The organism is Sutcliffiella halmapala, from assembly GCF_050107295.1.
GTDB lineage: Bacteria > Bacillota > Bacilli > Bacillales > Bacillaceae_I > Sutcliffiella_A > Sutcliffiella_A halmapala_A.
In genome coordinates this window covers 14,381-32,537 of the sequence record NZ_JBNIKR010000022.1, presented here as the reverse complement: position 1 = coordinate 32,537, position 18,157 = coordinate 14,381, and the positions used below count along the sequence as shown (strand labels likewise).

Here is an 18,157-nt window from a genome sequence, read left to right as displayed (position 1 = left end):
GTCACTATAATCATACTAGGTATCAATGGAATAGAAAAAAGATGACCCCTGTGCAATACAGAGATCATCTTCTTCTGGCTGCTTAAGCCTTTTTTTAAAAATGTCCTTTACAAGGGGTACACTTTATATCGCCAGCTTCCTCTTTTTAGAGCTTCACCTTTTCCAATTCCGGTTCAAAGTAGGCACTTACAATAATATTCAAGATCTCATCGGTCATTTTCAGATGAGCAATCGGGCTATCAGCAATCAGCTTCTGGGTATTGCGATCCTTAAAGGAAATACTGCGATCAAGATAAGGATCAAACACTTGCAGCATGCCATTGAGCTGTTCTTCAACAGGTGACAGCGAAAAGCCTGTCCCTTTTTCATAGATGCCTAGACTATCGAATTGAAGATGATTTTTGATGGTGTTTAATATATCCCTGTTTTTAGGAGGGGTAGGATTGGTAATATTATAGATTGTATTCTTCTTGGCCTTGGTAGCGGCAATGGTTAAGATATTAGCTACATAATCGACTGGCACCAAATTGGATGTGCCATTTTTTGAACCGACAAGATGCACTTTCTCCACACTATCTTTGCGGTCCAGACGGCGTTTGAAAAGCTCGAGCCCTCTCATGAAACCATAAAGGGTAAAAGTGGAATCCGCTTCTCCCGTTTTGGAATCACCGACAATAATGGCTGGCCTGAAGATGGATACCTCCATTCGTTCCCGGTAACGGAAAACCTCGTGCTCCGCCAGAGCCTTACTCTCTTCATATGGATTATTGAAAGGTTGAGTCAGTTCATATAATTCCTCTACACCTTCATTGGATTTCCCTACCGTATAGGCCGTGCTCACATGAATGAACTTCGCTGCGCCAAGTTTTTCCGCAACCTTAAGCGCCTCTTTTGTTCCAGTGTAGTTCATTTTCATTAAAGTATCATGCAAGTCATGGTCGAACTTTACAAGTGCGGCCAGATGATAGAAAATATCGACTGTATTCGATAAGGAATCCAGTACAGCCCTTGATATTCCGAAATTCGGCAGCACAATATCCCCTTGAAGAATATGCACCCTCCCCTGTAAGACATAAGGGAGATTTCCCTTCAAAGCGTTGGCCTTTTCCAGGTTTCGAGCCAATATATGAACAGTGTGACCTTCTTCCAAAAGGTTGCGGATGAGCCTGCCCCCAAGAAATCCAGTAGCACCTGTTAAAAATATATTCATAGAAGTTCCTCCATTGTTGAAACATGATTTTCAATCAACACTACTACAATCTTAATATAGAATCCTTGTTAAATCAAAACTTGGAAAATATTGAAGATTCTAACGAGCATATCTTTGTTGGTAGTTGGCTTGTCCACTAAGGTATAATGCAAGAAAAGGTGTCGGAAAGGAAGTCTGTGATGAAAAAATTTTTGGGGATCATCTTTCTTGTGGCTATTGGATTGGCAGCCTATTTTTTTATTCCCAAGATTTTCGCTTCTGTAACCCAAAAGTCACTTGGCAGCGTTCCATTTGAATATAGACAAAATGAAAATATCGCCTACGCCACATTTGCAGGTGGATGCTTTTGGTGCATGGAGCCTCCTTTTGAGAAACTTCCAGGAGTTTATGAAGTGGTATCCGGCTATACAGGAGGAGAAGTTGAAAACCCATCCTATAATGAAGTGACAACCGGTACGACCGGCCATATGGAGGCGGTGGTTGTCACCTATAACCCCAACATCATCGAGTACTCCACCCTGCTGGATGTATTCTGGCGCGAGGTCGATCCCACCGATGCAGAAGGGCAATTTGTCGATAGAGGCTCACCCTACCAATCCGCCATTTTCACACACAATGAGGAACAACGGATGGAAGCTGAAAAATCCAGGGAAGAAATAATAGCCTCCGGTCGTTTCGAAAAGCCGATAGTGACCGAAATCATCGAGGCTCAGAACTTTTATATTGCTGAAGATTATCACCAGGACTACTATCTGAAAAATCCGGTCCGTTATGATTACTATCGGAGCAATTCGGGGCGTGACGACTTTTTGGAAAAAATTTGGGGAGAGGAACGTTTCATTACACCTGTTGTCAATGCCGTTGACAACTCCCTGCTCCACCTCTCCAAGGAGGAACTAAAATCCGTGCTGACCGAGGAACAGTATTTTGTCACACAGGAGGAAGGCACCGAGGAACCCTTCAACAATGAATACTGGGATTTCGAAGGGGTGGGAATCTATGTGGATATCGTTTCAGGAGAAGCACTTTTCAGCTCCTTGGACAAATACGATTCCGGTACTGGCTGGCCCAGCTTTACGAAGCCGTTGGTGGAGGATAACATTGTGGAGCTCGAGGACCGCACCCTGTTCTCCATCCGTACAGAGGTCCGCAGCAAACTTGGAAATTCGCACCTTGGCCATGTTTTTGATGATGGCCCTGAACCGACAGGCCTCCGCTACTGCATGAACTCGGCTGCCCTCCGTTTTATCGCAAAAGAAGATTTAAAGGAGGAAGGCTACGGGGAGTTTGTGGAACTATTCAAATAAGCTGACCAAATTAAAAGCACTTTCCAATTATCGGAAAAGTGCTTTTTACTTTTATCCTACTTTTCTCCTGCCAGCACCTTGGACTTTTTCGTGCATGCCTCCATGGCTGAAACGACTGCGGCACGGAAGCCCTGTTTTTCAAGAGTGGTAACTGCTTCAATGGTTGCTCCGCCTGGTGTACAGACGTTATCCTTCAGCTCGCCTGGATGCTTGCCAGTCTCCAGCACCATTTTGGCTGCTCCCAATACCGCTTGGGCTGCGAGCTTGTAGGCCTGATCCCTCGGGATCCCTTGTTGCACCGCTCCATCCGCTAATGCTTCGATGAACATATAGACATATGCAGGCGAAGATCCGCTGACAGCAGGAACCGCATCCATCAGTTGTTCCGTCAACACCTCTGCTTGACCGAAGCTTTCAAATAACCGGATTACCTCCTGAAGCTCGTCACTCTCCACCAGGTCATTTGCACATATGGCGCTCATCCCTTCTCCGACCAGTGAAGGGGTATTGGGCATTACACGGACGGCCTTGATTCTTTTTTTGAAGGCACACTCCAAAAAGTTCAAGGTAATCCCGGCAGCAATGGTGATTATCACTGCATTTTCTTTCACATATCCCTTGATTTCCTCGATTACCGCTCCATGTAAATCAGGCTTTACTGCCAATATCAGAATATCAGCCTGCTTTGCCACTTCACCATTATGTATTCCAGCCTGTATGGCAAACTTTGTCGCTACCTGTTCCACTGTCTGTTCTGTTCTCGCACTGGCAACAATGTGGTCTGGCTGATAGAGCTTAGACTTCAGCAGCCCGCCAATGATTGCCTGTGCCATTTTCCCACATCCTATAAAACCTATTGTTTTTGTCATGGTCATTACCTTCACTCCTATACTGTATGAATCGTATTATATAAGAATGGTCGATATCTGTACAATGGGACGCGGAACCTGGATCCATAAAAAAACTCACCACTTCTACAAGCGGTGAGCATTTTTTATGCTGAAAAGACAATTTCGAGATTTCTTTCCACTACTACCTTTTGGATACGATGTTTTTTCACTTCTTCTATGTGGATGGTAAAGCTTTCACATTCCACCTTATCACCCTTTTTCGGCAAATAGCCCAGGGTGTCGGATATCCAGCCGCTTAATGTGTTTGCGGCGGATTCCTCCACTTCCAATTGCAGCAGTTCGGTAAACTCCTCAACCGGAAGTCGGCCGTCCATACGGAACATTCGATCATCGATGACTTCGATAAAATCTTCGTTCTCATCATGCTCATCCCAGATTTCCCCGACAATTTCTTCAATAATATCTTCAATCGAAATGATTCCTGCCGTTCCTCCATACTCATCGAGCACAATCGCTAAATGATTCTGTGAGCTTTGCAGCTCTTTCAAGAGGTTGGATATTTTTGCGGATCCAATCACGAAGAATGGTGCCCGACTGATATCCATTAAGGTGAAATTAGGATTTTGGACATATTGAGCAAAAAAATCACGGTGTGAGATAACGCCGATAATATTGTCGATCGAGCCATCATATAGAGGTATTCGGGAATACTTTTCATGTATGAATATTTCCTTGATCTCTTCAATAGATGTCTCGATGGAAATTGCTACCACGTCCGGCCTTGGCGTCAGGATATCCTTTACGATGATATCATCAAACGCAATGGCATTGTGCAGCAATTCTCGTTCCTGAGTGAGAAAAGTCCCTTCTTCTTCACCGATTTCCACCATTGCTTTTACATCTTCCTCTGTTACAGTAGGTTCATCCTTACCAACCCCGATAAGCTTGTTGACACCTACTTTTAATTGGACAAACAACCATGTGATCGGGAAAAAGAGTTTCATGACTGTCATTAAAGAAGCTGATATTAATAGTAGATACTTTTCCGCAAATTGTTTAGCTAAAGATTTTGGCAAAATCTCACCGAATATCAGGACCAGAATAGTGATCATAGTGGTGGAGATAAGCAGGGTACTGCCTTCCCTACCATAGACCTGGGTGGCAATATTCGTTGCAATCGCAGCCAGTGCAATGTTCACGATATTGTTCCCGATCAAGATGGTAGAAATGCTTTGATCAAAATTATCGGCCATCTTCAATGAGCGTTTTGCTTTTGCATTGTTGTTTTCCGCCTGATTACGAAGCCTCACCTTATTGACACTCGTAATGGCAGTTTCTGATGCTGAAAAATATCCTGATAATAATAACAATGCCCCTAATAAAATTATCGAGTCATAGGGTATACTATCCAAGTTTCCATCACTCTCCTACATATTGATACTATAAATATATTTACAAATACCACTTTTAGCAATAAATATGCGAAATTTATTTTAAATTTTTTTAATTTTCCTTAAAATCCATTCATTATTCTTTATAAGTTTTCAATCACACTCAGAATATGTTATAATTATCTCGAATTCAAGATAATATACAAAAGGAGAATGAAGATGAACCTTTTAGGACTCCACCATGTCTCTATTCTTACAGGTAAAGCAGAAAAAAACTTTCAATTTTTCACCGATATATTAAGTATGCGGCTGGTCAAAAAGACTGTGAACCAGGATAATACTTCCTCCTACCACTTATTTTACGGGGATGCAAAAGGAAATCCAGGAACGGAAATCACCTTTTTTGATATCCAAAATTTAGGTCGGACTTATGAAGGTGTGTCAAGCATCTCCTCCACTTCCTTGCGAGTCGCAACTACAGAGTCGCTTCACTTCTGGAAGGAACGATTTCAGACATACCATGTGAAGCACGGAGAAATTGTAAAAAGGGCGGAGCGTGACACCCTCGATTTTGAAGACTTTGAAGGCACCAAACTGATTCTCGTTGCCGACAATGGAGAAGCTGGTGTTGCAGCAGGCGTACCATGGGAAAAATCCGATATTCCTAGTGAACATGCCATCATCGGACTTGGTCCTGTAACCTTAACCGTCAAGTCTGCCCCTCCCACTTCAAGTATCCTGACAAATGTGATGGGTTTCAGTTACGTGGGTTCCTATCCTTCTCTGAAAGGGGAATATCCTGATGTGGAGGTATATGCAACCGGAGAAGGTGGGCCGGGGGCAGAGGTTCATATTGAAACAAGACCGGACCTTCCTCCAGAGAAGCTGGGTCGTGGCGGCGTCCACCATGTTGCCTTCCGCATTCCTGATGACGAAGAGTTCAACAAATGGGTACAACGCATACGGGAAACCCGCTTACCTAACTCGGGAGAAGTGGAGCGTTACTATTTCAAGGCACTTTACTTCAGAGAGCCGAACGGCATCCTGTTCGAGCTATCCACAGACACGCCAGGCTTTACTGCCGATGAACCTCTAGAGTCCATGGGAGAAAAACTTGCATTGCCACCTTTCCTGGAACCGAAAAGAGCGGAGATCGAAGCAAGCCTCCGTCCGCTTGAGATAAACTGAGTCAAATATGCTAGGACAGCCGGCAGTAACAAATCTGCCGGCTGTCCTTGTTCTTGGCTAATTTTCTTCCACTTCCTTTTTATAGATGATCCCCAATATAAGTACTGAAATGATAGGGGCAAGTGCTACGAGCGCAATCATACCGAATCCATCAGTCAAAGGGTCGCTTCCTTCCGTAACAGAGGCCGCTCCCACTGCAAGGGATAATATAAAAGTGACCGTCATCGGTCCCGTTGCCACTCCTCCGGAATCAAACGCTATGTTGATAAATTTCTTCTTCGTGAAGAACATCAACGCGAATACGATTAGGTAACCAGGAATCAGATAATACCATATGGAGAAGTTATACTGGATACGAAGCATAGAAAGGGCAACAGCCACACCAACACCTAAGGAGAGTGTTGTCAGCATCGCTTTTTTGGATATGTAGCCATCAGTTACATCAGCAACCTCCTTATTCAGGACTCTTACTGCCGGCTCTGCTATCGTGGCAACAAGTCCTAGAAGAAAGCCGATTGGAATGATGATCCAATCATGGGTCATTTCCCCCAGAACCTCTCCCATTTTCTCGCCCACAGGCATGAATCCAATATGGACTCCTTGCAGGAAAAGAACAAGCCCTATGTAGGAAAAGCCGAAGCCAAGGAGAATCTTTTTTAGTTTCTCTTTATCCATTTTTAGAAATATCATTTGAAAGAGGAGAAAGAAAAGCAGTAATGGCAGCAATGCGAAAGTAACCTCTACCATCAGGGACCCAAAGCCCTCAAAAATGTCCTGAATCATTGATAGATCACCCCTAACAACAGCACAGCCAGTATCGGACCGATTGACGCCAGGCCAACAAGGCCGAAGCCTTCATCCGATGAATCTTTTTCTCTCAGGACGGATGCAACCCCTACACCTAAAGCCAAAATAAAAGGAACGGCCAATGGACCTGTCGTAACCCCTCCTGCATCAAAAGAAATGGGAACAAATGCATCGGGTGTCAAATAAGCAAGGATAAATACCAGAAGATATCCAGTGAGCAGCAAATATGGGAGCGAGATTTTGTATATGGTTCTCACCATAGCAAGAGCTACGAAAATTCCAACTCCGAGCGCGACGGAAGATATCAGGATGAAAGACGTAATCCCTCCTTCTGAAACCTCCTCTATTTGAGTCGCCAATACTCTTACATCAGGCTCCGCAACTGTAACTGCAATCCCTAAAAACAAACCTGCGGATATGATAAGCCAGTTCTTTTTGGACTTCGGCAATGCTTTCCCAATCATCTCGCCAACAGGAAGAAGCCCGATGTTGACTCCCATCAGAAAAAACATCAATCCGAACGTCACCATCACCAACCCGATCACAAATAGCATGAATTTTTCAAACGGCAATCCAATCAACATCACTTGCAGTAAGATAACGACAACCGAAACCGGCAAAATCGCCAAGAATGATTCTTTGATGGAATCCTTTATTTCTTCCATGTCTCCCCTCCTTCGATTAATCTCTTTAATTACTTATTACCCTATAATTTTCCTAACATAACTTAAAAAGTGCGATCCAATTAGGTCAAAAACCCATTCTCAAATGAAAGCGCTACCATTTCATCGCATGCTGCATATAGTATTAGGGAAAGGAAAGGAGGGTGTTCTCATGGAAAGAATCATTTTATTTTTTGCTAGTATGCTAGCTGGCTTCGCATTAATCAAAGTACCGCTTACTGGTACATTTGCTGCGTTGGATCCTATTGCTACAATTGTCGGCGTCATTACCATCTTAGTATTCGCACTTGCCTTAATCTATCACGGTGTTCGAACCTTAATAAACAGGTAACAAAAGGTCTTTTATTCGCTATAATTATAATTAAAGAAGCAATGTAAGGATGAGCGGTTGAAGTGCACCTGCCGCTTACCTTTTTTGCAAAAAGGTGGACAGGCATTGGCAAAACTAAAAATTATTAAGGCTCCCCTGTCAAAAAGGGAAGCTGCCACCTCATTCATTGCAAAAATGAATGCCAAAGAAGAGCATCATATCGGACAGACAGGAATGAAAACCTTAAAATTGAAAAAATAAAATAATGCCAACTTCTCTTAAATAGAAATCGGCACTTCGTTTATTCACTATAGGTTATCGGGATGCTTTTGGCGGTTGGCATACGTCGCATTTACGTTGGTTATTATTTTTAAATTTCGAAAAAGTTTTTTCAAAGTTGCTGCCACATGCACATTTAAATAGTAACTTTTGTGAAAAACCGTGATATTCCGTCGTTAGCAGTTTGCTTTCGGAGTTTTTTTCAACAAATTCCCGGATTTTTCCAATCGTCCATCGTTTATTCATTTTCTTACACCTCCATATTTTATCTTTGCGGAGGCTTTTCTTGGCATCCGTTCAGTTATAATATCCTAAGTTAATCATTATAGCATGAGCCGCTACTCAATTAAACAGAGGAAAATATGAATAAAGATTATGCATTACTTATATAGATTACTCCGGTCAATGGATTGTGGCATCTGTTCCATCCACCCTCTTTTGATCATCAGCTCCATTCCCTCTCCTCCGTACTTGGCTATCTCCGCAATCAGCAGGGCATAGTGCATGGCTAAGTCCCTCCTGATCGAGGTGGACATTGCATAGGAAAGCAACTGAATGCCTGCAGAAGAGGTAGCGGTAATCAGAAACATGACAAGCCTATCAGAGAAAGGAGAAATCATGGAATCCGTCACTTCCATACTTACAGGTATATTTCCCAGATGCTCCTCTTTCCTTAATATCTTATTAAAAAGCTCCACCTGCTTTTCGGCAAGTTTCTTTCCTTTTATCAAATACTCTTTTACTTCCTTGTCCTTGGTCACTTGTATCAATCCCATCAACATGACCAGCCCAATGTAGTTCCTTTCGATGGCATAGAATATTTCTCCCAATTCCATCACATTTAATGGCCTCTTATCTCCAAACATGGAGCCCAAAAGAGTAGGCTCCAATTTCATGTACTCCACATCTTTTGGATAAGGGATTTTTGGTGGCCGATCATAGATCCCCTTGCTTAACATCAAATCCAGGGACTTCTTATATAGCTTGGTAGAAGTTTTTAAGCATCCCTCGTAAAACTCGACAATATCCTTCCGGGCCACTTTGGTGAGTGTAGTCGAGTAGAACGGCAGCACCATCTGCCCTACACGATAGACATAACTGAGCGCAAACAGGTCGGTATATAAGGGAGGAGAAGACAGATTAATATCCTTATCGGAGAATCCATCCGGAACCGGAAATCCTTCTTTTTGAAAAATCTTTTCAATTTCCTTGTTATATAATTCCTCCAAATATAAAGCACTTTTTACTATTTCCATCACTTCCGAATCCTCTAACTGCTGCAAAAAATGCTTAAAAAAGCACATTGTCGCACTATGCTGTATGTAAGAAGTCCATAACGCAGCAATCTCTGGAGTAGTCAGCTGAATATTATGCTCTTTCATGTCGGTCTCCTAACCTGTATTAAATAGTTTGTGCCTATCTTTTGATAACTTTGGAACCTTTATTCAAAAAAAAACAGACCCCAAGAGGAATCTGTCTCTAGCCAACCAAAAGCTTTATGCGATTCCCAGAGGGGTCCACAGTAAATACTCCTGCTACATCTTTTGAAACTTCTGCCCCCAGGTTGTTTAACTGCTCCACTATCTTCTCCAATACTGTTTCACTTGGCAGCATGAGTGTAAAATGCTGAAGGCCGACGCTATTCTTTCCAGGCATCGGTGCTCCTGCCCCATTCCATGTGTTCAGGCCAATATGGTGGTGATACTGCCCGGTAGAAAGAAACAGCGCCTGTCCTCCATAGCGGTTCACGATATCAAATCCAAGTCCTTTCGTGTAGAACTTTTCACTCATCGCGAGATCTGAAACATGTAAATGGATATGCCCCATCAATGTACCACTCGGAAGTCCATTCCATCTGACTCCTTCCGATTCTGCAAGAATGCTTTGGATATCCAGCGCTTCGGAAGTCATAGCGACTTCCATGCCCTTCCAATCCCATGCTGCTGATGGCCGGTCGGAGTATACTTCTATTCCATTGCCATCCGGATCTGCCAAATATAATGCCTCACTGACCAGATGATCGGATGCACCTTGGATGGAGTGATTTTTTTGAATCATGTGCTGGATGAAACTGCCCAGGTCCCTTCTTTCAGGTAACAAAATAGCAAAATGGTAGAGTCCGGTGGTGCGCCGCTCTTTCGGTCTAACCCCTTCAGGCTGCTCAATCGTTAACAGGGCAGTTACACCATCTGCAGTGAAGGTTGCCTTCTTTTCCGATTTTTCCAATACCTTAAATCCGATAATTTCTTGATAAAATGCCAGTGAACGCTTAATATCTTCCACTTTAATAACTACTTCACCGACATAAGTGTTTGGCGCTTCATGAAATTCTGTCATGCCATTTTCCTCCTTCAATTCAATCTTTATCTATATTAAATGCTTCAAATAATATACTTACTTTATGTAACTAATTATATTTTTATAACTTAAATATGTCAAGTAACCAGTTTATCTAACTATATCAGCTTATTTTTCAGACAAATATGATATACTAAAGCCTATAGGAGTGATGAAGATGAACCAAACGCAAATTTGCCCTAGATTTGAAAAAGCGATACGTATATTAAGTCAACGCTGGACCGGTTTAATCATATACAGACTACTTTCAGGGCCTCAACGCTTCTGCACCTTGGAATCAGGTATCAAAGGAATTAGTGGAAGAGTTCTTTCAGAACGGTTAAAGGAACTCGAAGGTAAAGGAATTGTGAAAAGAGATGTATACCCTGAAACCCCTGTTCGCATAGAGTATTCCCTATCAGAAAAAGGGCATGCCTTGGAGCCTATTTTAAAAGAAACGGAAAATTGGGCACAAACCTGGCTGGATGCAGAAACTGAATAAATAGATAAAAGCAGCATACCTTAATTTGGCATGCTGCTTTTTGCTGTCTTACAATTGTATGCAGGTTTTTACTATGCTTCTTTTCTTAACTTCACTTTATTCTCTATATCTTTTTCATCCTGCCAGCACTCGACATTCTCTAATCCTTCAATATTACTCGCATAGAAAACAGGATCTTTTCCTTCTTTCCTTTGTCTTAAATAATCCTTTAGGACAGCTATTGCAATTTTACCTAGGAATGCAAGAGCAATCAGGTTCGTGATGGCCATCAGTGCCATAAACAGATCTGCCATATCCCACACCATGCTTAGGCTTGCCACTGAACCGAAAACAGTCATTCCAAGTACAGCCAGACGGAAAATAAAGATCGCAGTTTTACTTTCTTTGATGAACTCGATATTTGATTCACCGTAATAATAGTTACCGATAATGGAACTGAAACAGAACAATAGTATCGCGATTGCGATAAAGATGCTTGCCCATGGCCCTACATGCTCGGCCAATGCAATTTGTGTCAATTGAATCCCTTCCATCTCTTCCCCTGTCGGTATTCCGGCAAGCAGGATGATGAAAGCTGTCGCACTACAGATAAGGATGGTATCGACGAAAACTCCAAGTGTCTGAATGAACCCCTGTTTTGCGGGGTGGCTGACCTCAGCGGTTGCCGCTGCTACAGGTGCACTACCCATTCCCGCTTCATTGGAGAACAATCCACGCTTGACACCATTCATGATTGCTGCGCCAATTCCTCCAGCCACAGCCTCATTGAAGCCGAATGCACTTGAAACAATCACACCAATCAAGCCTGGAATCTCTGTGATGTTCAGCGCAATCACATATGCAGCGAGTAAAAGATAAGAAACAGCCATGATTGGCACAACCACCTGTGAAACCTTGGCGATTCTCTTCACACCGCCAAAAATGATCACTGCAACAATTGCTGTAAGCACTAACCCAAGCACAAGGCGGTTTGTACCAAACGCTTCATGGAAAGCGACCGTAATCGTATTGGCCTGAACGGATGTAAAAGCAAGCCCAAAACAGAACGTAATCAAGATGGCAAATAAAACACCCATCCATCTTGCCCCTAAAGCTTTTTGCATGTAATATGCCGGTCCACCTTTATATCCATTTGCATCCTTCACTTTGTACACCTGAGCAAGCGTACTCTCTATAAAGCTTAAGCTTGCACCAAACAATGCCACAACCCACATCCAGAATACTGCACCAGGTCCACCAAGCGAAATCGCAATGGCAACACCTGCGAGGTTCCCAGTTCCTATTCTTGTTGCAGCACTGATACAGAATGCACCAAAAGATGAAACTTTCTTCTTTGCCTCTTCGGTAGATGGACTTTCCTTCAAAAGCCTGAACATCTCACCAATCTGATTAAATTGCACAAACCTTGCTTTAACCGTATAATAAATCCCTAAACCAACCAATAATGCAATTAGTACGTAAGACCAAAGAAAATTATTCGTCCAGTCTAAAATAGTATTCATCATGCTGTTCACCTCAAGTTGTTTGTAAGTGTAACTTTGGTAGCGCTACCAACAGTTAGGATGGATAAAAATATTTAATAGAAAAGCTTTGAAGTTTGCCTATTAAATACTTCTATACTCTTAAAGAAACGTTAGAATCCGTTTTATAACACAATACCACCTAAATGATCGCGTGTTATATAATACCTGTATAACTTTATCATTATACTAAAATAGATTCAATAATTATCCCTGAATTAAATATATTCTTTATTTTCTGATAAAAATAATTTCCAAGAAAATTCTTGTCCACCAGTTATCTTTCCTCAAGAAAATAGTATATACTGTATGTACCATTACATCTGCTTAGGAGGCAGTATTTATGACTGAATCAAATCAACAGAACCAAACAACAGAACCAAAGAAGAAAATCAGCTTACAAGATGCAATCAAAAAGCAGCTTGAGCAAAAGAAAAACCAGGCGGCTGGCGGAAAAGGCAACCTGAATGGTCCTAAGTCCCAGCAAAAAATGAAAAGCCAGCAAACGAAGAAGCCAAGCAATACAAGAAGGAAAATGGGCGTCTAACCCGGGACATATCGGTACCGAACTGACCTCATCACAAGAATGCTCCCCCTTTGAATGGGAGGAGAACACTCTGCATACGAATCTTCGTATGCTTTTTTTATTGTCAAATTTTATGGATCCAACATAATATAGGGATGCAATGCCCTTTTGACCTATATTTTATTGAAAATCCCCTACTCTAGCAGAACCATTTTTATGGAAGTTTCGTCTAATACATTATGAGTGTTATATTTTAGTAGAATATTTTATAATAATTGGGGTATTTCCTATAGATAGAAGATTGTTAGGTTGTCTGGACGGTCCCCTTACACTGTGGAGAGTGAAGTTTATGTGTGTTAAAAAGAAATTGCCTTACTTACTTTTATTGCTTGTCATGCCATTACTGGGCTTTATATATACGATTTTAAATGAAAGACCGAGAAAAGCGACGCAAATTCCATTGCCTATCGATCACGATATCCCTTTCATTGTAGCATTTGTCGTGCCATATATTATTTGGTATGTGTTTGTATTCGGTTATTTGGTATACTTTTGCTTCAAAGATACAGATGTCTATGTAAAAACGCTTCTTACCATTGTTATCGGAGAATTGATCTGCTTTATTATTTATTTCTTTTTTCAGACAACAGTCCCAAGGCCAGCAGTCGAAGGGAACGGCTTATTCGTCATGTTGGTGAAGTACATTTATGCGCATGATCGCCCGGTTAATTGCTTCCCGAGTATCCATGTACTGACAACTTACGCCATTATGCTTGCTAGTTTCCATATAAAAAATAAACATAAGTTAAACAAGTACTTCATTCATATAATGGGGAGCCTTATTATTCTTTCAACGATTTTTATTAAACAGCATGTGGTGCTGGACATGGCGGCATCCATGTTCATGGTCGCTTTTATATACGGAACGGTTTTTGCAATTTATAGAATGAGATTGGCAGCAAAAGAGAAGATTGGTGCAATCCAGTAAATCAGGGATTACCTGTACAATAGCAAATTAAATAAGCGCGCATCGATAAATATCGATGCGCGCCAGTTGTCTATATGATGAGCGGACCAACCTATTAACATGGTCCCCTCATTTTTTTATTCAATTAGTTTAATAGTTCGTTTTCAACTGTGAGAAATCTACCGATCCATCCTCTACAAGATGGCAAGCAGACTGCTGCTCTCTGCCTGTAACAGAGTGCAGGATAGGCTCTTCTGTTCTGCAGCGATCGAACGCATATGGACAGCGTGTATGGAATCGGCAGCCGGCCGGTGGATCGATCGGGGAAGGGACATCCCCTTTTAAGATGATCCGTTCTCTCTTCTGCCCCAGATTTGTACTAGGAATCGCAGATAGCAAAGCCTTTGTATAAGGATGCTGCGGATTTTCAAAAAGAGATTTCTTATCCGCAATTTCTACTATTTTCCCAAGGTACATAACGATGATACGGTCAGAAATGTGACGGACCACACCTAGGTCATGGGAGATGAAAAGATAAGTCAACTTGAATTCTCTTTGAAGCTCTTTCAGCAAGTTCAATACCTGAGCCTGAATGGAAACATCCAGTGCGGAGACAGCCTCGTCACAGATGATTAACTTCGGATTAACCGATAGCGCTCGGGCAATACCTACACGCTGGCGCTGCCCTCCACTGAATTCATGGGGATGACGGTCCACCTGATGTGCCCCAATGCCAACCGTCTCCAGCAACTCGATTATTTTTTTGCGACGGTCCTTCTTAGGAACAACATTCTGGATTTCCAATGCTTCCTCTAATATTTGACTAACCGTTTGACGAGGATTCAGAGAAGCATAAGGGTCCTGGAAGATAATCTGCAGATCCTTTCGCTTCTTTCTCATTTGAGCCTTGTTTAATGCTAGAAGATCTTCTCCCTGAAAGTTGACCTCACCTGCATAAGGATTATCAAGGCGAAGGATGGCACGGCCTGTTGTGGACTTTCCGCAGCCGGACTCCCCTACAATACTGACCGTCTCCCCTTCTTTAACCGTAAAGCTGATATCATCAACGGCTTTTACATGGTTGACCGTACGTCCGAAGATGCCGCCTTTAATAGGAAAATATTGCTTCAGGTTTTTTACTTCTAATAATGTCTGATTACTCATGGCCAGCGGCAACCTCCTCTTGGTTCTCCCATTTATCCGTGTAGATCCAGCATCGCACCTGATCTCCATCCTCAGCTGTTTCAAGCACCGGCAATTCGGTCAGACAGATCGCTTTCGCATGAGGGCAACGTGGAGCGAAACGGCAGCCCTTCGGCAAGTCGAACGGACTAGGAACAGACCCCTGAATCACCGATAGATCTCCTTCCACATCCTCATCATGCTTTGGCACCGAATTCAAAAGACCTACTGTATATGGGTGTTTCGGACTTGTGAAAATTGTCTGTACATCGGCATATTCCACCACTTTACCACAGTACATGACAGCCACCTTGTCACACATTTCTGCTACAACACCCAAGTCATGTGTGATCAGCATCAAAGAGGTTCCAAGCTCCCCCTGCAGCTTTTTCATCAGGTCGAGAATCTGTGCCTGTATCGTCACATCGAGAGCTGTCGTCGGCTCATCTGCAATCAGTAGTTCTGGATTACAGGCCAAGGCAATCGCAATCATGACACGCTGACGCATCCCGCCAGATAGTTCAAACGGATATTGCTTTGCACGTTTTTCCGGAGAGGGAATACCAACGAGACGCAGCATATCCACCGCCTTCATCCAGGCTTCTTTACGTCCGAGCTTTTGATGAATACGAACGGACTCCGCAATCTGCTCTCCACAGGTCAACGTTGGGTTAAGGGACGTCATCGGCTCCTGGAAAATCATCGACACATTGTTCCCGCGGATCTGCATCATTTCTTTTTTCGTTTTATTCAATAGATTTTCGCCTTTGAAATTGATTTCTCCGCCTACTACTCTACCAGCTGGCTCCTGTAATAATCGTAGGATGGATAAGGAGGTGATACTTTTCCCGGAACCTGATTCCCCGACTATTCCGAGCGTCTTTCCTTTTTCAATAGAAAAATCAACACCATCAACCGCCTTCACTTCCCCATCGTCCGTAAAAAAGGAAGTACGCAGATCTTTCACTTCTAATATCTTATCGTTCTTTGCTAACGTCATCTCTTTTCACCGTCCTTAGTTCAAGTCAATACGTTTGTTAATTAAACGGTATGTGATATCCACCAAAAAGTTAACTGCCACGAATAGTATCGCACATACTAGAATGGTTCCCTGTACCATCGGGAAATCGCGTCGGCTGATGGATTCGATGATAAGCCTTCCCAATCCATTCACCGCAAAAACAGTTTCTGTAATAATCGCTCCTCCAAGTAATCCTCCAAACTGTAAACCTACTACAGTTACTACTGGAATAAGGGCATTTCGCAACGCGTGCTTATAAATTACTAATCTATCACTTACTCCTTTTGCATATGCTGTTCGGATATAATCCTGATTAATGACCTCAAGCATACTCGAACGTGTCATTCTGGCAATAATGGCAGCTCCTCCTGTACCAATAGTAATGACAGGCATGATCATCTGTTTCCAATCACTGCCCCATCCAGCTACTGGCAGGATTCCAAGGTTAACTGAGAAGAAATAAATTAACATGATACCAAGCCAGAAGTTTGGCATGGATAGTCCGAATAAAGCAACAATCATGATGGAGGTATCTGCAAACGTATACTTTCTTGTTGCAGAAATAATTCCGGCTACAAGCCCAAGAATAACCGACAGCAAAGTACCCCAAAGCGCCAGTTCCAAGGTGATCCAAAATCTTGTATCGAAAATTTCGCTGGTAACCGAGCGGTTTGTACGGATGGAATTACCTAGGTCACCCTGTACAGCATTCGCCACATAACGGAAGTATTGCTCGTGAAAAGGGTCATTCAGCCCCAATTTATCGCGCATCGCTTCAACCTGCTCTGGGCTTGCCTGCTCTCCTGACATAATTTGTGCCGGGTCACCAGGGATAAGATGCATCATTAAGAATACCGCTAAGGTTACACCTATCATTACTGGTATGGTCTGAAAAAGTCTACGAATGATATAGATTAGCATGCTGTCTCACCTTCTCACTAATTATTTTTCGTTTTTGGATCTAACGCATCACGCAGTCCATCGCCAAACAAGTTAAAACCGATTACCACCAACAAAATTGTCAATCCAGGGAATAACGTAATATGCGGAGCCTGTGAAATATAATGGCGACCGGCACTAAGCATTGCTCCCCACTCAGCAGTTGGTGGTTTTGTACCTAATCCCAAAAACGATAAGGCGCTTGCCGTGATAATCGCTGAAGCTATGTATAAAGTAGCCTGAACGATAATCGGTGAGAGGATGTTAGGCAGAATATGCTTGAATATAATACGGAAGTCGCTTGACCCCATTGCTCGGATTGCATCGATGAATTCTAGCTTCTTAACGGAAAGTGTTGACCCCCTTACAATACGAGCAAAGGTTGGAACGGCAAAAAACGCGACAGCGTAGATTACGTTGATGGTGCTTGCTCCCAAAACACTCACAATGGCAAGAGCCAATAAAATACCTGGGAAAGCAAGGAGGACATCACAAATCCGCATGATGACGGTATCTATCCATCTGCCGTAATAACCTGCTACAATTCCAAGGGCTACCCCCGCAATCGCTCCTAAAATAGTAGAAAGAAATCCAACCGTCAAGGAAACTCGTGCTCCATACAGCAAACGGCTGAAAATATCACGGCCTACATCATCTGTTCCCAGCCAATGCTCGGAGGATGGTGACTGCAATTTATTGGTTACTACCATTTCATTAGGGTCATGGGTTGCCAGTAACGGTGCCAAGATTGCCATTAGTATAAAAAACAATACGATGATAGCTCCGGCCATTGCTGCTTTGTTTTTGGCCAGTTTCTTATAAAGAGCTTTCCAGCGTAAAGCTTTGCTGCTCTGGCCATTAACAGGAATTCCTGGTGGTGATGTTTGAAGTTGTGGTTGATCCATATCCTCTTCTCCCCTTCTTGATTTGTAACATTAAAATTTTTCTAATAATTTTAATAACTAGAATCTATAATAGCTATAAAGTCGTAATATTACAATAGTTTTCAATCAAGGTTCCTACATAATAATTACTTTTATATGTGAAATAAAAGTAATACTACTACTATCTAAATATCTTTATTTTTACAAAATTGTAATAGTAAGATTCGGATTTCGAAATTATTATTACAAAAAT

The 18,157-nt window shown here is 42.4% G+C and carries 20 protein-coding genes; 7 read left to right on the top strand and 13 right to left on the bottom strand.

Annotated elements, in window-relative coordinates; genetic code table 11:
* Positions 1–145: 145 nt before the first annotated feature.
* Positions 146–1,210 carry an SDR family oxidoreductase gene (locus ACQCT5_RS22500; RefSeq protein WP_499645323.1) on the bottom strand — a complete coding sequence of 355 codons (1,065 nt, stop codon included), beginning with the start codon at positions 1,208–1,210 and terminating at the stop codon, positions 146–148.
* Positions 1,211–1,389: 179 nt separating this feature from the next.
* Here ACQCT5_RS22500 and msrA point away from each other — a divergent pair, with 179 nt between their 5' ends.
* The gene (msrA, locus tag ACQCT5_RS22495; protein ID WP_499645321.1) at positions 1,390–2,517 is read left to right on the top strand and encodes a peptide-methionine (S)-S-oxide reductase MsrA; all 1,128 of its coding nucleotides are present in this window, start codon (positions 1,390–1,392) and stop codon (positions 2,515–2,517) included.
* 56 nt (positions 2,518–2,573) lie between these two features.
* Here msrA and proC read toward each other — a convergent pair whose 3' ends face one another.
* A complete protein-coding gene (gene proC, locus ACQCT5_RS22490; protein ID WP_499645327.1) occupies positions 2,574–3,386 on the bottom strand; it encodes a pyrroline-5-carboxylate reductase in 813 nt (270 codons plus the stop codon).
* A 125-nt stretch (positions 3,387–3,511) separates the two neighbouring features.
* Positions 3,512–4,780, bottom strand: a complete 1,269-nt coding sequence (locus tag ACQCT5_RS22485) for a hemolysin family protein (protein WP_499645319.1) — start codon at positions 4,778–4,780, stop codon at positions 3,512–3,514.
* A gap of 198 nt (positions 4,781–4,978) precedes the next feature.
* On the opposite strand from ACQCT5_RS22485, the gene ACQCT5_RS22480 reads away from it, so the two are divergent.
* Entirely contained in the window at positions 4,979–5,947 is a 969-nt protein-coding gene (locus ACQCT5_RS22480; RefSeq protein ID WP_499645317.1) for a ring-cleaving dioxygenase, read from the top strand.
* Positions 5,948–6,004: 57 nt separating this feature from the next.
* Here ACQCT5_RS22480 and ACQCT5_RS22475 read toward each other — a convergent pair whose 3' ends face one another.
* Together ACQCT5_RS22475 and ACQCT5_RS22470 are read right to left on the bottom strand one after the other, a co-directional pair.
* The gene (locus ACQCT5_RS22475) at positions 6,005–6,730 is read right to left on the bottom strand and encodes a DUF1538 domain-containing protein (RefSeq protein WP_499645315.1); all 726 of its coding nucleotides are present in this window, start codon (positions 6,728–6,730) and stop codon (positions 6,005–6,007) included.
* Positions 6,727–7,419 carry a DUF1538 domain-containing protein gene (locus ACQCT5_RS22470; protein ID WP_499645313.1) on the bottom strand — a complete coding sequence of 231 codons (693 nt, stop codon included), beginning with the start codon at positions 7,417–7,419 and terminating at the stop codon, positions 6,727–6,729. Before ACQCT5_RS22470 ends, ACQCT5_RS22475 begins: the two co-directional genes overlap by 4 nt.
* Before the next feature lie 169 nt (positions 7,420–7,588).
* On the opposite strand from ACQCT5_RS22470, the gene ACQCT5_RS22465 reads away from it, so the two are divergent.
* Positions 7,589–7,768 carry a hypothetical protein gene (locus ACQCT5_RS22465; protein ID WP_386637065.1) on the top strand — a complete coding sequence of 60 codons (180 nt, stop codon included), beginning with the start codon at positions 7,589–7,591 and terminating at the stop codon, positions 7,766–7,768.
* Between the two features lie 105 nt (positions 7,769–7,873).
* On the top strand, positions 7,874–8,008 hold the full coding sequence (locus tag ACQCT5_RS22460; protein WP_499645311.1) for a hypothetical protein: 135 nt from the start codon (positions 7,874–7,876) through the stop codon (positions 8,006–8,008).
* A 54-nt stretch (positions 8,009–8,062) separates the two neighbouring features.
* Here the strand turns inward: ACQCT5_RS22460 and ACQCT5_RS22455 are convergent, their stop codons facing one another.
* From ACQCT5_RS22455 to ACQCT5_RS22445, 3 genes are all read right to left on the bottom strand, one after another.
* Positions 8,063–8,272, bottom strand: a complete 210-nt coding sequence (locus tag ACQCT5_RS22455; RefSeq protein ID WP_499645309.1) for a hypothetical protein — start codon at positions 8,270–8,272, stop codon at positions 8,063–8,065.
* A gap of 134 nt (positions 8,273–8,406) precedes the next feature.
* The gene (locus ACQCT5_RS22450) at positions 8,407–9,408 is read right to left on the bottom strand and encodes a DUF3231 family protein (protein ID WP_499645307.1); all 1,002 of its coding nucleotides are present in this window, start codon (positions 9,406–9,408) and stop codon (positions 8,407–8,409) included.
* 97 nt (positions 9,409–9,505) lie between these two features.
* Positions 9,506–10,363 (bottom strand): VOC family protein, encoded by an 858-nt coding sequence (locus tag ACQCT5_RS22445; RefSeq protein WP_499645305.1) that lies wholly within the window; start codon positions 10,361–10,363, stop codon positions 9,506–9,508.
* A 178-nt stretch (positions 10,364–10,541) separates the two neighbouring features.
* Between ACQCT5_RS22445 and ACQCT5_RS22440 the strand changes: the two genes are divergently transcribed.
* Entirely contained in the window at positions 10,542–10,865 is a 324-nt protein-coding gene (locus ACQCT5_RS22440; RefSeq protein WP_499645303.1) for a winged helix-turn-helix transcriptional regulator, read from the top strand.
* 71 nt (positions 10,866–10,936) lie between these two features.
* On the opposite strand, the gene ACQCT5_RS22435 is transcribed toward ACQCT5_RS22440, so the two are convergent.
* Positions 10,937–12,370 carry an alanine/glycine:cation symporter family protein gene (locus ACQCT5_RS22435; protein ID WP_499645301.1) on the bottom strand — a complete coding sequence of 478 codons (1,434 nt, stop codon included), beginning with the start codon at positions 12,368–12,370 and terminating at the stop codon, positions 10,937–10,939.
* Positions 12,371–12,728: 358 nt separating this feature from the next.
* Between ACQCT5_RS22435 and ACQCT5_RS22430 the strand changes: the two genes are divergently transcribed.
* Together ACQCT5_RS22430 and ACQCT5_RS22425 are read left to right on the top strand one after the other, a co-directional pair.
* The gene (locus tag ACQCT5_RS22430; protein ID WP_204417205.1) at positions 12,729–12,932 is read left to right on the top strand and encodes a hypothetical protein; all 204 of its coding nucleotides are present in this window, start codon (positions 12,729–12,731) and stop codon (positions 12,930–12,932) included.
* A 328-nt stretch (positions 12,933–13,260) separates the two neighbouring features.
* Complete coding sequence (locus ACQCT5_RS22425; RefSeq protein WP_499645299.1) at positions 13,261–13,899, top strand: phosphatase PAP2 family protein; 639 nt, start codon at positions 13,261–13,263, stop codon at positions 13,897–13,899.
* A gap of 129 nt (positions 13,900–14,028) precedes the next feature.
* On the opposite strand, the gene ACQCT5_RS22420 is transcribed toward ACQCT5_RS22425, so the two are convergent.
* The 4 genes from ACQCT5_RS22420 to nikC are packed head-to-tail and all read right to left on the bottom strand — an operon-like array spanning position 14,029 to position 17,925.
* Positions 14,029–15,042 (bottom strand): ABC transporter ATP-binding protein, encoded by a 1,014-nt coding sequence (locus ACQCT5_RS22420; RefSeq protein ID WP_386637089.1) that lies wholly within the window; start codon positions 15,040–15,042, stop codon positions 14,029–14,031.
* Complete coding sequence (locus ACQCT5_RS22415) at positions 15,035–16,060, bottom strand: ABC transporter ATP-binding protein (RefSeq protein ID WP_499645296.1); 1,026 nt, start codon at positions 16,058–16,060, stop codon at positions 15,035–15,037. The genes ACQCT5_RS22420 and ACQCT5_RS22415 overlap by 8 nt, the downstream gene beginning before the upstream one ends.
* A gap of 15 nt (positions 16,061–16,075) precedes the next feature.
* Positions 16,076–17,002, bottom strand: coding sequence for an ABC transporter permease (locus tag ACQCT5_RS22410; RefSeq protein ID WP_499645294.1), 927 nt, complete (start codon positions 17,000–17,002; stop codon positions 16,076–16,078).
* A gap of 17 nt (positions 17,003–17,019) precedes the next feature.
* Entirely contained in the window at positions 17,020–17,925 is a 906-nt protein-coding gene (nikC, locus tag ACQCT5_RS22405) for a nickel transporter permease (protein WP_499645292.1), read from the bottom strand.
* Between the last annotated feature and the right edge of the window lie 232 nt (positions 17,926–18,157).

What these genes read in the sequence shown, in the direction of transcription:
- ACQCT5_RS22435 (WP_499645301.1), bottom strand. Translation starts at nt 12,370, where the DNA reads ATGATGAATACTATTTTAGACTGGACGAATAATTTTCTTTGGTCTTAC.
- ACQCT5_RS22415 (WP_499645296.1), bottom strand. Translation starts at nt 16,060, where the DNA reads ATGACGTTAGCAAAGAACGATAAGATATTAGAAGTGAAAGATCTGCGT.
- ACQCT5_RS22420 (WP_386637089.1), bottom strand. Translation starts at nt 15,042, where the DNA reads ATGAGTAATCAGACATTATTAGAAGTAAAAAACCTGAAGCAATATTTT.
- ACQCT5_RS22450 (WP_499645307.1), bottom strand. Translation starts at nt 9,408, where the DNA reads ATGAAAGAGCATAATATTCAGCTGACTACTCCAGAGATTGCTGCGTTA.
- ACQCT5_RS22475 (WP_499645315.1), bottom strand. Translation starts at nt 6,730, where the DNA reads ATGATTCAGGACATTTTTGAGGGCTTTGGGTCCCTGATGGTAGAGGTT.
- ACQCT5_RS22410 (WP_499645294.1), bottom strand. Translation starts at nt 17,002, where the DNA reads ATGCTAATCTATATCATTCGTAGACTTTTTCAGACCATACCAGTAATG.
- ACQCT5_RS22425 (WP_499645299.1), top strand. Translation starts at nt 13,261, where the DNA reads ATGTGTGTTAAAAAGAAATTGCCTTACTTACTTTTATTGCTTGTCATG.
- ACQCT5_RS22480 (WP_499645317.1), top strand. Translation starts at nt 4,979, where the DNA reads ATGAACCTTTTAGGACTCCACCATGTCTCTATTCTTACAGGTAAAGCA.
- msrA (WP_499645321.1), top strand. Translation starts at nt 1,390, where the DNA reads ATGAAAAAATTTTTGGGGATCATCTTTCTTGTGGCTATTGGATTGGCA.
- nikC (WP_499645292.1), bottom strand. Translation starts at nt 17,925, where the DNA reads ATGGATCAACCACAACTTCAAACATCACCACCAGGAATTCCTGTTAAT.
- ACQCT5_RS22500 (WP_499645323.1), bottom strand. Translation starts at nt 1,210, where the DNA reads ATGAATATATTTTTAACAGGTGCTACTGGATTTCTTGGGGGCAGGCTC.
- ACQCT5_RS22430 (WP_204417205.1), top strand. Translation starts at nt 12,729, where the DNA reads ATGACTGAATCAAATCAACAGAACCAAACAACAGAACCAAAGAAGAAA.
- proC (WP_499645327.1), bottom strand. Translation starts at nt 3,386, where the DNA reads ATGACAAAAACAATAGGTTTTATAGGATGTGGGAAAATGGCACAGGCA.
- ACQCT5_RS22440 (WP_499645303.1), top strand. Translation starts at nt 10,542, where the DNA reads ATGAACCAAACGCAAATTTGCCCTAGATTTGAAAAAGCGATACGTATA.
- ACQCT5_RS22470 (WP_499645313.1), bottom strand. Translation starts at nt 7,419, where the DNA reads ATGGAAGAAATAAAGGATTCCATCAAAGAATCATTCTTGGCGATTTTG.
- ACQCT5_RS22465 (WP_386637065.1), top strand. Translation starts at nt 7,589, where the DNA reads ATGGAAAGAATCATTTTATTTTTTGCTAGTATGCTAGCTGGCTTCGCA.
- ACQCT5_RS22455 (WP_499645309.1), bottom strand. Translation starts at nt 8,272, where the DNA reads ATGAATAAACGATGGACGATTGGAAAAATCCGGGAATTTGTTGAAAAA.
- ACQCT5_RS22445 (WP_499645305.1), bottom strand. Translation starts at nt 10,363, where the DNA reads ATGACAGAATTTCATGAAGCGCCAAACACTTATGTCGGTGAAGTAGTT.